20 protein-coding genes and 2 tRNA genes are annotated in these 17167 nt (G+C 58.2%); 12 read left to right on the top strand and 10 right to left on the bottom strand.

Annotation, left to right across the window (positions count from 1 at the left end; translation table 11 throughout):
• On the bottom strand, window positions 1-99 hold a 99-nt coding region (locus PL597_RS03640), incomplete at its 3' end, for a GTP-binding protein (protein WP_032451213.1).
• A 400-nt stretch (window positions 100-499) separates the two neighbouring features.
• Between PL597_RS03640 and PL597_RS03635 the strand changes: the two genes are divergently transcribed.
• Window positions 500-1132, top strand: coding sequence for a TerC family protein (locus tag PL597_RS03635; protein ID WP_269826356.1), 633 nt, complete (start codon window positions 500-502; stop codon window positions 1130-1132).
• A 462-nt stretch (window positions 1133-1594) separates the two neighbouring features.
• Here PL597_RS03635 and PL597_RS03630 read toward each other — a convergent pair whose 3' ends face one another.
• From PL597_RS03630 to PL597_RS03620, 3 genes are all read right to left on the bottom strand, one after another.
• Window positions 1595-1963 carry an MliC family protein gene (locus PL597_RS03630; RefSeq protein WP_271364614.1) on the bottom strand — a complete coding sequence of 123 codons (369 nt, stop codon included), beginning with the start codon at window positions 1961-1963 and terminating at the stop codon, window positions 1595-1597.
• Window positions 1964-1997: 34 nt separating this feature from the next.
• The gene (locus tag PL597_RS03625; RefSeq protein ID WP_271364613.1) at window positions 1998-2312 is read right to left on the bottom strand and encodes a hypothetical protein; all 315 of its coding nucleotides are present in this window, start codon (window positions 2310-2312) and stop codon (window positions 1998-2000) included.
• A 280-nt stretch (window positions 2313-2592) separates the two neighbouring features.
• On the bottom strand, window positions 2593-3042 hold the full coding sequence (locus tag PL597_RS03620) for a hypothetical protein (protein ID WP_077981757.1): 450 nt from the start codon (window positions 3040-3042) through the stop codon (window positions 2593-2595).
• Between the two features lie 241 nt (window positions 3043-3283).
• Between PL597_RS03620 and PL597_RS03615 the strand changes: the two genes are divergently transcribed.
• Both PL597_RS03615 and PL597_RS03610 read left to right on the top strand, forming a co-directional pair.
• Window positions 3284-3604, top strand: a complete 321-nt coding sequence (locus PL597_RS03615; protein WP_077981756.1) for a BA14K family protein — start codon at window positions 3284-3286, stop codon at window positions 3602-3604.
• A 128-nt stretch (window positions 3605-3732) separates the two neighbouring features.
• On the top strand, window positions 3733-3927 hold the full coding sequence (locus PL597_RS03610; RefSeq protein ID WP_271364612.1) for a hypothetical protein: 195 nt from the start codon (window positions 3733-3735) through the stop codon (window positions 3925-3927).
• Between the two features lie 191 nt (window positions 3928-4118).
• Here the strand turns inward: PL597_RS03610 and PL597_RS03605 are convergent.
• Window positions 4119-4192: transfer RNA gene (locus PL597_RS03605), tRNA-Gly, on the bottom strand.
• A gap of 25 nt (window positions 4193-4217) precedes the next feature.
• Window positions 4218-4302 (bottom strand) — tRNA-Tyr (locus tag PL597_RS03600).
• 209 nt (window positions 4303-4511) lie between these two features.
• On the opposite strand from PL597_RS03600, the gene PL597_RS03595 reads away from it, so the two are divergent.
• The 4 genes from PL597_RS03595 (at window position 4512) to PL597_RS03580 (ending at window position 7798) form a co-directional block, all read left to right on the top strand.
• Entirely contained in the window at window positions 4512-5399 is an 888-nt protein-coding gene (locus PL597_RS03595) for a TrmH family RNA methyltransferase (RefSeq protein WP_077981755.1), read from the top strand.
• 76 nt (window positions 5400-5475) lie between these two features.
• On the top strand, window positions 5476-5868 hold the full coding sequence (locus PL597_RS03590; RefSeq protein WP_077981754.1) for an acyl-CoA thioesterase: 393 nt from the start codon (window positions 5476-5478) through the stop codon (window positions 5866-5868).
• A 113-nt stretch (window positions 5869-5981) separates the two neighbouring features.
• Window positions 5982-6386: a DUF2946 family protein gene (locus PL597_RS03585; RefSeq protein WP_269823590.1), complete on the top strand. Its 405-nt coding sequence runs from the start codon at window positions 5982-5984 to the stop codon at window positions 6384-6386.
• A gap of 47 nt (window positions 6387-6433) precedes the next feature.
• Window positions 6434-7798, top strand: a complete 1365-nt coding sequence (locus PL597_RS03580; RefSeq protein ID WP_271364611.1) for a PepSY-associated TM helix domain-containing protein — start codon at window positions 6434-6436, stop codon at window positions 7796-7798.
• Window positions 7799-7869: 71 nt separating this feature from the next.
• On the opposite strand, the gene PL597_RS03575 is transcribed toward PL597_RS03580, so the two are convergent.
• Both PL597_RS03575 and PL597_RS03570 read right to left on the bottom strand, forming a co-directional pair.
• Window positions 7870-8346, bottom strand: coding sequence for a nuclear transport factor 2 family protein (locus PL597_RS03575; protein WP_271364610.1), 477 nt, complete (start codon window positions 8344-8346; stop codon window positions 7870-7872).
• Between the two features lie 12 nt (window positions 8347-8358).
• Window positions 8359-8970, bottom strand: a complete 612-nt coding sequence (locus PL597_RS03570) for an NAD(P)-dependent oxidoreductase (protein WP_271364609.1) — start codon at window positions 8968-8970, stop codon at window positions 8359-8361.
• A gap of 159 nt (window positions 8971-9129) precedes the next feature.
• Between PL597_RS03570 and PL597_RS03565 the strand changes: the two genes are divergently transcribed.
• The 3 genes from PL597_RS03565 (at window position 9130) to PL597_RS03555 (ending at window position 13618) form a co-directional block, all read left to right on the top strand.
• On the top strand, window positions 9130-9513 hold the full coding sequence (locus PL597_RS03565; RefSeq protein WP_142911505.1) for a winged helix-turn-helix transcriptional regulator: 384 nt from the start codon (window positions 9130-9132) through the stop codon (window positions 9511-9513).
• A 126-nt stretch (window positions 9514-9639) separates the two neighbouring features.
• A complete protein-coding gene (gene uvrB / locus PL597_RS03560; RefSeq protein ID WP_271364608.1) occupies window positions 9640-12618 on the top strand; it encodes an excinuclease ABC subunit UvrB in 2979 nt (992 codons plus the stop codon).
• 55 nt (window positions 12619-12673) lie between these two features.
• On the top strand, window positions 12674-13618 hold the full coding sequence (locus PL597_RS03555; protein WP_271364607.1) for an alpha/beta hydrolase: 945 nt from the start codon (window positions 12674-12676) through the stop codon (window positions 13616-13618).
• Window positions 13619-14188: 570 nt separating this feature from the next.
• Here the strand turns inward: PL597_RS03555 and PL597_RS03550 are convergent.
• The gene (locus PL597_RS03550) at window positions 14189-14674 is read right to left on the bottom strand and encodes a hypothetical protein (protein WP_271364606.1); all 486 of its coding nucleotides are present in this window, start codon (window positions 14672-14674) and stop codon (window positions 14189-14191) included.
• 555 nt (window positions 14675-15229) lie between these two features.
• On the opposite strand from PL597_RS03550, the gene PL597_RS03545 reads away from it, so the two are divergent.
• Together PL597_RS03545 and PL597_RS03540 are read left to right on the top strand one after the other, a co-directional pair.
• Complete coding sequence (locus PL597_RS03545) at window positions 15230-15685, top strand: PRC-barrel domain-containing protein (RefSeq protein ID WP_077981745.1); 456 nt, start codon at window positions 15230-15232, stop codon at window positions 15683-15685.
• Window positions 15686-15844: 159 nt separating this feature from the next.
• A complete protein-coding gene (locus PL597_RS03540) occupies window positions 15845-16453 on the top strand; it encodes a DUF922 domain-containing Zn-dependent protease (protein ID WP_137410645.1) in 609 nt (202 codons plus the stop codon).
• An 8-nt stretch (window positions 16454-16461) separates the two neighbouring features.
• Here the strand turns inward: PL597_RS03540 and PL597_RS03535 are convergent, their stop codons facing one another.
• Complete coding sequence (locus tag PL597_RS03535; RefSeq protein ID WP_077981744.1) at window positions 16462-17064, bottom strand: J domain-containing protein; 603 nt, start codon at window positions 17062-17064, stop codon at window positions 16462-16464.
• Window positions 17065-17167 lie beyond the last annotated feature (103 nt).

The raw sequence follows: 17167 nt of genomic DNA, 5'->3' as shown, positions 1-17167 counted from the left end.
CGTGATTGCCGCCGTCAGCGACGTCTTGCCATGGTCAACGTGACCGATCGTGCCAATGTTGACGTGCGGCTTCGTCCGCTCAAACTTGCTCTTTGCCATGTGAATTGCTTCCTGTGAACGTGAAGTAGTTTCCCCGGCGCACCGGTTTGGTGTCGCCGTTTAAGGCTTTGTAAGCGAATGCGCAAGACTTAATTGTGAAAGCGTCTTCGCGCGCGCCCAAAGCGTGCCTTGAGGCCCGTATATGGTATCTGATCTGCGACATTCAAACCGTCGCGAGGACGGAGCCAGTGCCGGCCCGGCGGCTCCCTTCTACGGAATAGTCGATCACTAAATAAGATATTTCCATCACAACTTCTTTACCTGCACCGGCATGATGGCTTAAGGACATGTCATCGCCGGGGAGAGACGGGCGACTGGAATCCGTCGCGGGCGCGCCATCCACGCCATAACTCGATCCGTCGCCTCCTTCGCGACCTCTGCACCGCCTCAGGACCATCCCATGGAAATCTTCACAGCCGCCGGCTTCACGGCATTCCTACAGGTTATCGCAATCGACCTCGTGCTGGCGGGCGACAACGCCATCGTCATCGGCCTTGCCGCAGCCGGTCTGCCCGCTCACCTTCGCCGCAAGGCGATCCTGGTCGGCATCATCGCCGCCACGGTTCTTCGCATCGGTTTTGCCGCCGTCACCGTGCAGCTTCTCGCCATTGTCGGCCTGCAATTGTTCGGCGGCCTGCTGCTTGCCTGGGTGTGCTGGAAGATGTGGGTCGAACTGCGTGAGGCCGCAGGTTCCATCGAAGACGAGGTGACGGACGAAGAGGCCGACCTGACCAAGGGTCATAAGACTTTTCTCCAGGCCGCGACCCAGATCGTCATCGCCGATGTTTCCATGTCGCTGGACAATGTCCTTGCCGTCGCCGGCGCTGCGCAGGAACATGTGACGGTGCTTATCATCGGCCTCGTCGTTTCAATTGCGCTCATGGGCCTTGCCGCCAACTTCGTCGCCAAGCTGCTGCACCGCTATCGCTGGATTTCCTATCTCGGCCTAATGGTCATCATCTATGTGGCCCTTAACATGCTGTATCACGGTACGCTCGAGGTTCTGCCCCATCTCCAGACCTATCTGAGTTGAAACAGCTACCAGAAACGCTTCTACAGAAGGCCCGAAAACAAACGTTTCCGGGCCTTTTCCATGACTTGCGCCCATGAAGCCGCCTCACTGTCGCGGGACAGGAAGAATCAATCGAAGCACTTGCTGCAACATCGGGAGAGAACAGGAAAATCGTGAATTTTCGCCGATGGATTCTGGCAATTGAGGTCAGGCACGGGCAAGCCTAGGGAGCTAATCAATAAGTCATAATAATAAAAAGAAAGGTAAAGCTGCCAATGGCTTATGACTGGAGCGGCGGACGTACCCGCCGCCTTCGCAGGGTGAGGCTCGGCGTTGTCGCCAGTTCTCTCATCCTGCTGGCGCTTCTTGCGTCGCTCGTTCTTGGCTGAACGCGCCGCGCGCGCACTTCCACGCTGACCGGCGGCATGGCAAGGTTGTCACAAACCGCCCTGCCGCCGCTCCTTTGCGGAAACGAGCAGACGTTTAGGGTTTTTTGGTCTCGATGCAATGAACCGGCTGCTTCATCTGCGGATCGGCCATCAGATCGTAAAGATCCGCCTCATCACCCTTCGACCACCAGACATACATGCCGCCCTGATATTTCGCTCCCGAGCCGGAAATGACATTTGCGGCAACGGTGACGCCATCCTTCAGCCCCAGCCGAACGAGGCTGATCTCACCGGCATTGAAATAGACGGCCTCCACCTTGTCGGCAGCGCATTGGTAGACGGTCTCAACCTTTTCGACCGTCGTGTCTTTCGGAAGCGGAATCACCAGGTCTTCAGCCATGGCGCCGGTCGCAATCGACGTGGAGAAAGCTGCAAGGCATGTCGCGGCAACGGATTTTTTCATGATGACCCTTTCCTGATTTCACCGAACCATAGGGTCACGCCAGCAAAGCCGAAATGGGGCGGCCGTCTCTCAACACCTCAAATTTTTTGGGAATATCGGCCTCATAGGCGAACCTGGGGCTTTCTCGCCAAACAAGCCTTGCGGCGGTTTCATTCAGGCCGGTAGGCCTGGTAAAAACTATCGAAACAGCCAATAAACCACGCCAAGGATCACCGTCCACATCAACAGCGATATGGCCAGCACGGTGAGATAGTTTCGAAATCGTCTGGTCATCAGCCCACATTGCCAGCGAACCGTCATCGGACAGCCGCAGCCGTTGAATTGCTGGCTGCGGATCGACCCGCAGCATCAGATCTTTCTATCAAGAGACTGAATCGCAAGCCATTCGCAGATTTTACCCGCCCGAAAACGGGGTTGCTCCCAGCCACGGATTTCCCACCGTCAAGAAACGGACTGATCCGCGACAAGTCTTGATCGCGGACAAGATGCGTTATCCGCATCTGCCGGCCAATGGCGGCAGGGAAAAAGGCCCAAGGGAAACGATCGCGACCCAACGACTAACGCGTTATCCGAAGCCGTGTCGGATAACGCGCCAATGCCGGCGGTACTTGGCCAGCCGCCCGCCTGTCTCAGCTCTTCAGGGCCGTGTTGCACAGGCTCCAGTAGCCGCCGCCCTTCTGGATCCATTTCAGATCGCCGAGCGTGCCGTCATTTTTGTTCTTGTGGTAAGAGTCGGCACAGGTTTTCAGGCGTGCCTTTGCGGGCGTCTCGCTTGAATATTTCTTATCGACAGCACGCGGAAAAGCGACGCCCTTCGGGGCCTTTGTCGTCGCTTTTTCGGGCTCTTTTTCTGTCGTGGCCGCGACCTGCTTGTCGTCGGCCGCATCCTCGGCTGCCGCCTCGCTGCCGCAGAACTTGGCGCGATAGTCGTTCCACTTGACGTCCTTGGCAGACCCGTCGGCTTTCGCCGCCTGATATTTCGCGCTGCACTCCTTCATGGTGAGTGCGGCTGCGGGGGAGACAAACGCCGCCGATGTCAGCAGCGCAAAGGATGAGAGAATGACAACCCTGTTAAACATTGAAGGCTCCCGTTTGCATGATTGCCGGGCGACTATCCGACCGGATTTTGCGCTTGTCAACGAGCCGTGCGGCACGGATACAAAGTCCGGTTGAACGGGCATAAAACGCGCTCATCGCGGACAGCGTTTTCCCGATGAAGCCGACGTCGCAGAATCACGTCTTCGTGTGACGTCAAGCCTCCAGCGGAACGAATTTCCTAAGTTTTCGTTAGCATACCGAACGAATAACGAGGATTTATCGATGTTGAGGATGCCGAAGACCATCTCCGCGCTCGCTCTTGGCGTCGCGATATCTGCCGCTGCGGTCGTTCCCGCCAACGCGCTGAGCCTCATACCGCCGGCCTACAAAGTTCAGGCACAGGCTTCAGATGAGCGAGGCTATCCCGCCTCTGCCTTTGCAGCGGGCAAAGGTGAAGAGGCCGTGTCCAACGGCTACGCCTTGTCGCCAGCCGAGATCAACCATATAAAATGGTGTGCGGCGCGTTACACGTCCTATCACCCCACGGATAACAGCTATATGGCGCCTGCCGGGACACGAACGCAATGCCGCTCGCCCTATTGAAAAGACCGAGGCCTGGGCTGGATCTCCAGCCGGGCCGATGCGGGGAAGATAAAATTTACCTTAAATTCTATTGATCTGAACCCTTATCCCCGCAAGCCGTTCATGCAGCTGCCAACGGGGAAAACGCGATGTTATGGAATCTGGAAAAGCTGGAGCAGGAGCGACTTGACCTGATCGAGGTGATTTCCGCCCTGCGCCATGTTGAGCGCCTGTCGCAAACGGACCGGACCTCGGTCTTTGAGGAAATTACGGCCCATATGGGACAGTTGAGCGAGCTGGACGCGGAAAAACTGCGAATCCAGTCTGCTCTTGAGGCATACTGAAGACAATTGAGCATGGCCAAAACCCACAGATGCAGTCAGACCCCATCGCAAAGCGCAGGCGGAACGCCATCCCACAGTTGAAAAGTGTCAACCGTCGAAAAGTGCCCAAAGACGGGCGCATGTTTCCGCCGAAAAAAACAGGGCGACGAAATAAGCGTAAAAGAAGATCGAGTGATGATGGGAAGAGTCGCTGGAGCGGGTAGCGGGAATCGAACCCGCGTATTCAGCTTGGAAGGCTGCTGCTCTACCATTGAGCTATACCCGCGGTGGTGATTTCGATCCGTGCAGAATGGTGGAGGGAGTTGGATTTGAACCAACGTAGGCGTAGCCAACGGATTTACAGTCCGTCCCCTTTAACCACTCGGGCATCCCTCCAGCTTTCTGCTAGGATCGAGCGACCAAGCTCTTCAGATTTCGCTGCGGCGAAGCGCCGTTGCGTCGTCTGTGGCGCGTATATGACGGCCTCGTTCGTTTCTGTCAACACGCCCATTCACGAATTTTCGGGAAAAAATTCAAACCTCTTTACCGCCCTGTGGATTATCGCGGGGGCTGGTGCGCGCCTCGTCCCGGAGATATAAGGCGCCATGAGCAAAGACGATCCCAAGAACAAATCCACCCGCGACACGCACTATGCCAACCTGCGCCGCGCCGTGCGCGACGCCAAGCGCGAGCGCGGCGAAATTCCCACCCCGCAGCAGCCGAAGCGCAAGAACCGCGGCGCGGACGACTGGAAGCCGCCGCAGCTTGCGCCCGACCAGGTGCATCTTTACGGCCTGCATACCGTGCGTGCGGCACTCGCCAATCCCGAACGGCAGATCGTCAAGCTCTCCGTCACCCAGAACGCCTTTGCGCGGCTGGATATCGGCGAGGCGGATGCCCAGCCCTTCCCGGTCGAGATGGTCTCCCCTCAGGATATCGACCGTGTGCTCGGTCCCGAGGCCATCCACCAGGGCGTGATGCTGGAAACCCGGCCGCTGCCGGTCAAGCGTCTCGGCGCGCTGAAGGACAGCCCGCTCATCCTCGTGCTCGATCAGGTCACCGATCCGCACAATGTCGGCGCCATCATGCGCTCGGCGGTCGCCTTCAACGCCGGCGCCGTCATCACCACCATGCGCCACAGCCCGACCGAGTCGGGCGTGCTGGCGAAATCGGCCTCCGGCGCGCTGGAACTCATTCCCTATATCCAGATCACCAATCTGGCCGATGCGCTGGGCGAACTTCACAAGCTCGGCTTCTTCTCCGTCGGCCTGGATTCCGAAGGCCCCGCCCCTATCGAACAGACCTTCAGCGGTGATAAAATCGCGCTGGTGCTGGGCGCCGAGGGCAAGGGCCTGCGCCAGAAAACGCGCGAAACCGTCTCGGCGCTCGCCCGGCTCGATATGCCCGGCGAGATCAAATCGCTCAACGTTTCGAATGCGGCAGCCATCGCCCTTTATGCAACGCAGCAATTTCTGGGCAAAGCGTCGTCCTGACGCTTTCCCTTCCTTGCGAAATCGCAAAGCGCAACGCATGCTGCGCCTTTGTCATTCGCACGGAGCACATCTCAACATGACCGACCAGACCATCAAACCGACCGGCGAGCTGACGCTCAGAACGCTCGCCATGCCGGCCGACGCCAATCCGGCCGGCGATATTTTCGGCGGCTGGGTCATGTCGCAGATGGACTTGGCGAGCGGCATCCGCGCCGCGGAGCGTTCCCGCTGTCGCGTGGTCACAGCGGCGGTCAAGGAAATGGCCTTCGAGTTGCCGGTGAAGATCGGCGATACCCTGTCGATCTATACCGATATCGCCCGCGTTGGCCGCACCTCCATCACGCTGACGGTGGAAGCCTGGGCGCAGCGGTCGCGTTATGACAAGCTGGAAAAAGTCACCGCCGGAACCTTCATCATGGTGGCGATGGACGAGAACGGACAACCCACTCCCATTCCGGCAGCGGAATGATTGGCGGAGCGGCGCTGGGTCCAGCGCCGCTCCGCATGCTCGGCAAGCGCGCCAGCACCCTGCCGTCATTGTGTCGCGGTGACATTTCTCCGCAAATGTGACATTGCGACTGCATGGGATTCATTCGCAGGATCATGCAGGACAAAAGTTCGGCTGGCGCCATCGCCATGCTGGCGGTTTTGCTTTTCCTTTTGCAGGGTCTCGCCAACGGTCTGACCAGCGGCAACATGGCGATGGCCGCGCTCGCAGCAGATGAAATCATCTGCTCCAGCCATATGCCGGAAGGCGGCTCCGGCAAACAGAACCCGGCCGGCAAGATAGCCGACGATTGCTGCGGCACGCTCTGCCGTCTGGCTTCGGCCACGGCCGCCGCTCTTCCGGTTATTCCCATCGAGCGCGCGGACAATATTCTCCCCGCGGTCGAAGTCGCCTTCCTGAACGTCGACGCGGCGTTGCCGCCATCGCCGCCCAATCTGGAATCGCGCCCACGCGCACCTCCCTCCGCTCCGCAGCGCTAGAACACTGTCCGGCCTGCCGGAAAATCAATTCTCTTGCGGAGACATCCATGTCCGTTACGACCTCTTTCGAGGGCGAGCGTGCGCCTGCGCATTCCTCGTCCATAAATCTTTACCGCGCCGTATGGCGCTGGCATTTTTATGCCGGTCTTCTCGTCCTGCCCTTCATGATATCGCTCGCCGTCACCGGTGCGCTTTATCTCTTCCGGGATGAGTTCGATAATCTCATCCATGCGGACCTGAAGCGTGTGGAGGTGGTGCAAAACGCGCCGAAAGCCCTGCCTTCCGAGATCGTGGCCGCAGCGCTTGCGGCCGTTCCCGGCACAGCCGTCAAATATACCACCCCCGCCGATCCGGGCGCGTCGACGGAAATCACCGTCAATACAGCGGATGGAAAGCGGGCCGTCTATGTCAACACCTATACCGGAGAGGTGGCCGGTTCCCTCCCGGATCGCGGCACCGTCATGTGGACGATCCGCTACCTCCACAGCCTGAAATATTTCGGTACCTATGCCCGCTATCTGATCGAAATCGCCGCCGGCTGGTCCATCCTTCTTGTCGCTACCGGCATCTATCTCTGGTGGCCGCGAAAGCAGACCGGCGGTGTCGTGACCGTGCGCGGCACACCGAAAAAACGGGTATTCTGGCGCGATACCCATGCCGTCACCGGCATTTTCGTCGGTTTTTTCATCGTTTTCCTTGCGGTCACCGGCATGCCCTGGTCGGGCGTCTGGGGCGCCAAGGTCAATGAACGGGCGAATGGTAGCAACTTCGGATATCCGGCGGGCATTCGCACCGATGTTCCGATGTCGGGAGACCATCTCGACCACGTCGCGAAGACGAGCTGGTCGCTGGAGCAGGCGAAAATACCGGAATCCACCCATTCCGCCGCAGGCCAGCCAATCGGGATCGACGAGGCGATAGCACGTTTCGACGCGCTCGGCCTTGCCGCCGGTTACGCTGTCGCCCTGCCGGGAAAACCGACGGGCGTCTATAGCGGCTCCGTCTATCCCGACGATCTGGCGCAGCAACGTGTCATCCATCTCGATCAATATAGCGGCAAACCGCTGATCGATATGAGCTACGCCGATTACGGCCCGCTCGGCAAGGCGCTGGAATGGGGCATCAACGTGCATCTGGGCCAGCAATATGGCCTTGCCAACCAGATCGTACTTCTGGCGGCCTGTATCGGCATTGTGCTGCTTGCCGTGTCTGCCGGCGTCATGTGGTGGAAACGCCGTCCGAAAGGGTCACTCGGCGTGCCGCCTTTGCCGCAGGAAAAACGCGTCTTGCGCGGCCTGCTGGCCCTGCTCGCCATCGGCGGCATCCTGTTCCCGCTGGTTGGCGCAAGCCTGTTGATCATGCTTGTTCTGGATCAGATCGTGCAGTCCCGCCAGAAGCAACGCGCAGCCTGAAAAAACACGGCCGGGAGAATATCCCCCGGCCGTGTCGTTTTAAATTGCGGGCGTTTTGGCAGACGTCTGCCCTAGAACATCGTATTGTTGTTTGCAGCCTTTTCCGGCACCGGCTGGATGACGTCCCAATGTTCGGTGATCTTGCCGTCCGTCACCCTGAAGATATCGACGATGGCGGCTCCGCGAGCACCCTCTTTGTCCGTGGAATGGATATGCAGGTAAACCAGATCGCCATCCGTGGCGCTGCGCACGATCCGGGATTTCGCCTGCGGGTTTTCCTTGAAGAAGCCGGTGAAGTAGTCGACGAACGGCTTTTTGCCATCAGGCACCATCGGATTGTGCTGCTTGTAGCTGTCGACGATAACGGCTGCGCCCTTCTCCACCTCGTGCTTGTTGAAGACGGTGTCGTAGAACTCGACCACCAGCTTGCGATTGGCTTCTTCCTGGGCCAGATCGCGCTTGGCGGTTTCCGCCAGAACGGGGGCGGCCATCAGCGCGGGTGCGAGCGCAAGAGCAGCGATGGCGAGACGGCGTGTCACGAAATTCATGGGTAATACCTCTCAATAACCGACGGTGAAACGCTGGCGGGAATGCTGCGGCTTCTCGATTTCATCGGCAAGCGCGATGGCATAGTCCTCGAAAGAAATACGGCTGCCCTGCTCGTTGCTCAGAAGCGTATCCTTGCCGATCCGGAATTTGCCGGTTCTTTCGCCCGGCACGAATTCGGCCGGAGGAGACAGGAAGGTCCAGTCGAGCTGCTTTTCCTGTTTCAGCCGATCCAGGAATTCAGCGCCCTTCGTTGCCTCGGCCTTGTAGGCGGCCGGGAAATCCGGCAGGTCGACCACCCGCTGGCCCGGTGCAATTTCAAGGCTTCCGGCGCCACCGACCACGAGATAACGGGAAACGCCAGAGGCGCGGACGGCCTCGATCAGCGTCGCGGCATCGCTGGCGGTAAAGTGTACCGAACTGATCACGGCATCGTGACCCCTCAGCAGCTCCGAAAGCGCTGCCTGATCGAAGACATCGCCCTTTTTTGCCACCACATTTGGCAGGACGGCGATCTTTTCGGGGTTACGGGCGATCGCCGTGACCTGGTGTCCACGGTCGGAAAGTTCCTTCAGGATACGGGATCCGGCATTGCCGGAAGCGCCGATGAGTGCGATTTTAGCCATGGCTTGTTTCCTCTGCTGTTATCGTCATTAGTCTAAATAATAGACCGTAGAGCAAAGCTATGGTATCGCGAGGTTTGCCGCAAGAAGTCAGGGGCCGGTGATCTGGTCACACGGCGATGACCTTGAAGGTACCAAAAAACGGGCAAGGGGGTAAGGACAATGCCGGATACGCAGACCAGGGAAATCTTCGCTTTCGAACAGCCCTGCCCCATCCGCGACGTGCTGGACCGCATCGGCGATCAATGGAGCCTGCTGGTTCTCGAAGCCCTCCAGGGCGGCGTTCTGCGCTTCAACGAGCTGAACCGGAGGATCGATGATATTTCCAAGCAGATGCTGTCACGCACGCTGAAGCGGCTGGAGGAAGACGGCTTCATTCGCCGCACGCTCTATGCGCAGGTACCGCCGCGCGTGGAATATGAGCTGACCAATCTCGGCCGCTCGTTTCTGGTGCCGATGCAATTGCTGGTGCAATGGGCCGATGAGAACCATGTCCGCATCTGCAAGGCGCGTTTGGAATATTCGGAAAGCGACAATCGCGGCTGAGGCACGTCTCCAGCCGCCACGCAACGCATCCATTCGAATTTCGTTCCGCCGCTTCGTTTCCTTTTTGTACTCATTTTTTCACCGCCTCCCCTTTTCTTTGCGCGTGACTCCCTCCATATTTCGCCGATGGCCAGATCACCGAAAAACACCACCTCCTCGCGTCAAGGCTTCGAGGAAGCTCCGCAATCGTCATTCGAAGGTGCGCCGCTCAGCGGCAGCGTCGCCGATTGGGTGAAGCAGCTTGAGGCTGAAGCCGAGGCCGGCTCGGTGGAAACCCAGCGCGAAATCGCTTCGAAGGCGGGCAAGCACCGCAAGAAGATCGAGATCGAGGCGCGCAAGGAAGCGCAGAACGCCGCGTCGAAGACGGCCAAAAACACCACGGCCTCCAAGACATCTCGCGGCGTATCGATCGGCGCATCGAGCGATCCGAAAACCCGCGCCGCCGCCGGTCTCAATCCGGTCGCCGGCATGGACGTATCGCTGGAGGACGCGGCCAACCTCGCGCCGGGCGCCGTCACCGCAACCGTGGATGCATTGTCGAAGCTGATCGAGAGCGGCAATCCGCTGTTCAAGGACGGCAAGCTGTGGACGCCGCATCGGCCGGCCCGCCCGCCGAAATCCGAAGGCGGCGTCGCCATCCGCATGGCCTCGGACTACCAGCCCGCCGGCGACCAGCCGACCGCCATTGCCGACCTCGTGGAAGGCATCAATTCCGGTGAGCGCAGCCAGGTCCTGCTCGGCGTTACGGGCTCGGGCAAGACCTTCACCATGGCCAAGGTGATCGAGGCCACACAGCGCCCGGCTGTCATCCTTGCCCCCAACAAGACGCTGGCCGCACAGCTCTATTCGGAGTTCAAGAATTTCTTCCCCGACAATGCGGTGGAATATTTCGTCTCCTATTACGATTATTATCAGCCGGAAGCCTATGTGCCGCGCTCCGACACCTTCATCGAGAAGGAATCCTCGATCAACGAACAGATCGACCGGATGCGCCACTCCGCCACCCGCTCGCTGCTGGAGCGCGATGACTGCATCATCGTCGCTTCCGTTTCCTGCATCTACGGTATCGGCTCGGTGGAAACCTACACCGCCATGACCTTCCAGATGCAGGTGGGCGACCGGCTGGACCAGCGCCAGCTTCTGGCCGACCTTGTGGCCCAGCAATACAAGCGCCGCGACATGGATTTCCAGCGCGGCTCCTTCCGCGTGCGCGGCGATACCATCGAAATCTTTCCCGCCCACCTAGAGGATGCCGCATGGCGCATCTCGATGTTTGGCGACGAGATCGATTCCATCACCGAATTCGACCCGCTGACCGGCCAGAAGACCGGCGACCTGCAATCGGTCAAGATTTACGCCAATTCGCACTATGTCACGCCCCGCCCGACGCTGAATGGCGCGATCAAGTCGATCAAGGAAGAGTTGAAGGGCCGCCTCGCCGAGCTTGAGAAAGCCGGACGCCTGCTGGAAGCCCAGCGGCTGGAGCAGCGCACCCGCTACGATATCGAAATGCTGGAAGCCACCGGCTCCTGCGCCGGCATCGAAAACTATTCGCGTTATCTCACCGGCCGCAATCCCGGCGAACCGCCGCCGACTTTGTTCGAATATATCCCTGATAACGCCCTTCTCTTCATCGATGAAAGCCACGTCTCCGTCAGCCAGATCGGCGGCATGTATCGCGGCGACTTCAGGCGCAAGGCGACGCTGGCCGAATACGGCTTCCGCCTGCCCTCCTGCATGGACAACCGCCCGCTGCGCTTCGAGGAATGGGACGCGATGCGCCCGCTCACCGTCGCGGTTTCGGCCACCCCCGGCTCATGGGAGATGGAACAGTCCGGCGGCGTCTTTGCCGAACAGGTCATCCGCCCGACAGGTCTGATCGACCCGCCGGTCGAGGTGCGTTCCGCCCGCAGCCAGGTGGACGATGTTCTCGGCGAAATCCGCGAGACCGCCGCCAAGGGTTACCGCACGCTCTGCACCGTGCTGACCAAACGCATGGCCGAGGATTTGACCGAATATCTACACGAACAGGGCGTCCGCGTCCGCTACATGCACTCTGATATCGACACGCTGGAGCGCATCGAAATCATCCGTGACCTGCGCCTTGGCGCCTTCGACGTGCTTGTCGGTATCAACCTCCTGCGCGAAGGCCTCGATATTCCCGAATGCGGTTTCGTGGCGATCCTCGACGCCGACAAGGAAGGTTTCCTGCGCTCGGAAACCTCGCTCATCCAGACCATTGGCCGTGCTGCCCGTAACGTCGACGGCAAGGTCATCCTTTATGCCGACAACATCACCGGCTCGATGAAGCGGGCGATGGAGGAAACCGCCCGCCGCCGCGAGAAGCAGATGGCCTACAACGCCGAACACGGCATCACGCCGGAATCGGTCAAGGCGAAGATTTCCGATATTCTTGATTCTGTTTATGAGCGCGACCACGTAAGGGCCGATATTTCTGGCGTTTCCGGCAAGGGCTTCGCCGATGGCGGCCATCTGGTCGGCAACAATCTGCAGGCCCATCTCAACGCGCTGGAAAAATCCATGCGCGACGCCGCCGCCGATCTCGACTTCGAAAAAGCCGCCCGCCTGCGCGACGAAATCAAACGCCTCAAGGCCGCCGAACTGGCGACCATGGACGACCCGATGGCGAAGGAAGAGGCCAAATCGCTCGAGGGTGGCGGCAAGTCCCGGAAAAGCGGAACGAGCGCCCGCCACGAGTCGATCTCCCCCCTTGAGGGGGAGATGTCCGGCAGGACAGAGGGGGGTAACGCCGTGAACGAAAGCAGCAACTCCCTCTTCGCCAAACCCTCTCTTGACGAAATGGGCCCTGGCTCGGATGCGGGAAAACCGCTGTTCCGCAGGAACACGCTGGACGAGATGACGGTGGGAAGAACCGAAAAGCCCGTGCGCGGCGCGGTGCCCGACAAGCCCGAAACCGAGGCCGGAAAACGCTTCTCACCGCTTATGGAGGGCCAGCCGGAACGGACCACGGACGATCCAAGACCGCTGGTCCGCGGCAAGATCGGTGCGGGTTCCTATGAGGATGCCGGGGAGCAGAAGCGCAAGAGCCGAACCAAGGGCAAGACGGGCCGGCCGGGGCGGTAAGGTGTATGCGAAGGTTGCAAGGATGCAGTTAACGACGCTGGAAGTGGGAAGGAATATGCATCGACATTACCTTGCCGCATCGTTCCTTCTCCTGTTCGGTAACTCAGCGCTTGCCGGCCAGATCGAAGACGCCACCTTCCACAGCGCGGCCCTGAACGCGCCGCTTCCCGTCAATATCTACCGCCCGGATGGTGTACCGCCCGAAAACGGCTGGCCGGTGCTCTATCTGCTGCACGGCCATGATGGCGACCAGAACAGCTGGCGTGATCTCGGCAATATTGAAAAGACCCTCGACACGCTCATCGCAGCAGGCGCCATTCGCCCGCTGGTGGTCGTCATGCCCGGTGTCAAGAACAGCTGGTACGTCGATTCCGCCGCTGTCGGCGGCCCCGGCGACTACGAAGCCGCGCTGACGGGTAACCTGCGCCACCAGATCGAAAAAACCCTGCCCGTGCGCAAGGATCGTGAAGGCCGCGCCATTGCCGGTCTCTCCATGGGCGGTTTCGGCGCCCTGCATCTGGCCTATGGCCATGAGGACCTCTATGGCGCCGTCGCCAGCCTGTCCGGCGCCATCTGGCAGAACGTCCCCGTCTCCGATCTCGACAAGACGCCCGCCGAATTGAAGCTCATTCAGGACAGCGCCTTTTTCCATCAGGTCGACCGCACCACAATCACCAGCGGCATCGTGCTGCCGTCCACCGGCGACCATTTCTCCGGGGCCTTCGGCACGCCTTTCGATGCGAGGCTCTTTAACGAGAAAAACGTCTTCACCCTCGTCGCCCAGCATGTCGCCGAAAACGAGGATCTGCCCGCCACCTATTTGACCGTCGGCGATGATGACGGCTTCTTCCTCTGGCGCGGCGCCATCGCCCTGCACGAGACGCTGCAGGCTGACAAACGCAAATCCGAGCTGCGGGTGACCGATGGCGATCACGTCTGGTCGGTGTGGAAGGTTTCGATCATCGACGCGCTGAAGTTTGTGGATGGAGAATTGCGATGACGGCTCCAATGCCACATCAATTATAAAATACTACAATCGTTTAATTTTCCGACGAAACTAGTTTCGCATATAGCTTCGCCACTTGATGAACGGTGACGATCGTAACAAAAAACTGCAGCATTGAATAAAACTGAAAAAATAAAATAAAAAATAGAAATAAGTCAAAACCTTTATTTATTAAATCAAAAAAAGAAAAATTACCCAATGAAAAATAGGTAAATATAATAAGTACAGATGAAATCATGTGAATAAAAGAAGTCCATGAAAATACAAATATAAGATCTTCGTATGCAGAAAATCCTGCAATCATCGCCCTACAGAGAATTGCAGAAAATCTCTTCGAGAAAGAAAAGCATATCGCCATAGCCGTGACACAAAATCCTATCACGACTGTATCGTAAGTCAGAAATAACCCAGATATATCATAGAATTTAGTATCAGCGGCAACTGGCAAATATCCGGCGCAAATCCCCAGCGCTCCAATTGCCGCTATCCACGGATGACTCGTGAATAGTATGCGATGGAACCTCGGCGCTACCTCAACTGAAACGTAAGACCAAAGGGAATCAATCAAAATAATGAGCCCACAAGTTCCCTCATCTTTTCACGCAGCCTGAGGACATTCAAGCTTCCATTTTTCTGTTTTTGGACACTAATGTTTCTATGAACCACATGCTGGTTCAAAGGAACGCGTGTTTCCACTTCCTCTCCCTCTTTTGTGCCAACTATCTCTGCATCAACTAAGTAAGGCTGATGATCGTTCGCGACATCTTTAATCACTTCAACAATGCCGGCATTTTTACTCAGCGATTCGCCTCGCCCTGCCCTGACAGAAAGGTCAGCCTTTTCGCCTCCCGATTCTTCAAGCATTTGAGAGATTTTTGTATAGTGATCATCCCATCCGGCGTTGGGTTTAATTAGCGTCAATGAGGCCACGCGAATTCGCTTAAATTTATTAATTTCTCTAATGAAATTTTCTTCTACAATCGGCGAAAAACTGATCCGAAAATCGCTACCGTATTTTCGCTGCAATAATTGTTCAATTACACGTTCCATAATGGGAGCTTTCGGAGCGCTCTTCACGTATTCTATAAGAATACGCCGTTTTGCCGGCACAACCAAAGCATGAGATGCCGAAACTAGAATTTCATGGGCCTCTAGTTCATTTTCATAAGTGGTTCCGGTCTGAGAATCAAAAATTAGAGGTTAAACACCCTCTTCTCCTTCTATGAACGTTAAAAAATAATCGGAATCCAATGGAACAACGTCGGGAATTCCAACAGTCATACTTGAAATCTTGACAAACCTAGCTGTTTTCTCGATGTCATATATCGCTTTAAAAACAGCATCATAATTTCCATCAAATTTCTTTCCATGCGCATGTATAGAATACGCAGATACTTTTCTGTTCGCATATTGCACGACATACCCCCCCCCAAATTCAACCTATTGATGCATTTCTATCTAATGGTTTTCGGAAATACAAGGATGCCTGCGCTTTTCTTCACAGCCCCATGTCTTAACTAATATCCCTTTGGAGCTGGAACCAAATCCGCCACCCATCGTTTCCTCCCCGAACGCAACGTTCAGCATACAAAGGGAAGAAACATCATGAAAATCAATGTCATCGCTCTCGCTGCGGCAGCAGCGCTCTCCTCTTCCGTGGCTTTTGCCCAGACGGCCACGACTGCTCCTGCTGCCGGCGCGGACGCCGCTTTGTCCGGCCCCGGTATTACCATGGGCACCAAGGCCAGCGCCCCGCTGAAGTTCGTCAACGTTCAGAAGACCGACCTTACCGCCTCCCAGCTCGATGGCATGGACATCTATAACGCCCAGAACGAAAACATCGGTGAAATCGAAGATGTCGTCATCGGCGACGGCAAGTCGGTGATCGGCCTTGTGGCCAGTGTCGGCGGCTTCCTCGGCATCGACAAGAGCTATGTGGTGCTCGACCCGGCTTCCGTCGCTGTTCACAACGACAACGGCACCTGGAAGGCCTATGTCGACACCACAAAGGAATCGCTTCAGAACGCTCCGAAGCTCGATTACGACAAGCTGGACGACTGATTACCCCTGCAGTCCGCAAGCTTGTCCCCCCGCGCCCTGTCGCGGGGGTTTTCATATGTGGCGAGTTATCGGAAAACCCGGCGCTCCCCGCCGGACGGCACTTGCCTGACGGCGCGCCTCTCGCCTATCTTCGGCGCGCAAATCACCAAGGATCGTTGCGTGCCCGCCAATAGCCTCTTTTCCTTTGCCATCAGCACCACCATCGCGCTCTGCGCCCTGCCGCTGTCAGCGCAGGCGGCCGACTGGAAACCGGCCGAGCAGATAAAAACCTATGCCATCAGCGGCAATACGGGCGGTGCGCTTTATCAGTCGATCGGCGAGCGCGGTCCGACCGCCGGCGTGCAGGCCATTGCCCACACCACTTTCAAGCTGACATGGCGGCGGGACTATCGTCCGCAGCCGGATGGCGCCTGCGTGCTGGCCACCGCGAGGCCCAATCTCACCATCATCTACACCTGGCCGAAAGCGCCCGCCAATCTGCCGCCCGCCGTCGCCGCCAGCTGGAGGACCTTCATTTCCGGCGTGGAGACCCACGAGCGCGTCCATGGTGACCACATTCTCGACATGGTGAAAAAGATCGAAGCCTTCAGCATCGGGCTGCGGGCGGAGAACGATCCAAAATGCCAGAAGGTGCGCGCCGTTCTGCAACAACGCCTGGGTGAGCTTTCCAACGAGCAGCGCCAGCGCGGCCGCGATTTCGACCGGGACGAGCTTTCTCCCGGCGGGCGGGTGCATCAACTCATCCTCGCCCTCGTCAACGGCCCCTGAACGGTCGTCTATTCGGCCGCCTCGCCTTTCAGCAAGGGCTCGGCCAGCGTCACGCTTTCCAGCTCGTAGGAATAACCTTCAAGCATCGTATAGGCCTGCTCGATTGCCTCGATCTGGATTTCGGCATTGCGGATGGCTTCGGCGATGGACTGGCTGCGGGCGCGCAGCATGGAACTCAGCACATCGGTTTCCGGCTTGCGGCCCAGACGGTCCATATGTTTGCGAACCCGGGTACGATGCCGTTCCAGCTCGAGAATATGGAAACGGCTTTTCAGAATATCGTCGGTCAGCTTGCGGCGCATGGCGGCCACGGGGTCGAAACTGCCGGGTTCGCGCTCATCCAGAATGAATTCATTCACCAGCGTTTCCAGCATCAGCAGGCCCTTGAGGTCCTTGGCGTCGGCAAGCTGCGGATCGTAGCCAGTATCGTCGAATACCTTGCGGCGCACCGGATCCTTCAGCAGCTCATAGGCCGTCTGCAGGCGCGCGAATTGCTCGCCATCGCCACCGCTGTCGGGATGGGCGGCCTTGGCCACCTTGCGGTAGGCCGACTTGATCGCCGCCTCGTCGGCATCGCGCTCCACGCCAAGCAAAACATAGGGATCAATCACAAAAACACCTTCAAACGCAAACTGTTACCCGCACGCCAACACCGCTCCCGTCTGGCACGCGGGCGGATCATAGGCCAATTCCGCCCGGCGCGGCACCCCGCCC

The organism is Agrobacterium sp. ST15.13.013 (genome assembly GCF_027956525.1).
Classification (GTDB): domain Bacteria; phylum Pseudomonadota; class Alphaproteobacteria; order Rhizobiales; family Rhizobiaceae; genus Agrobacterium; species Agrobacterium salinitolerans.
Note: the sequence above shows the minus strand (reverse complement) of the source record. Positions and strands in the feature narration are given on the sequence as shown.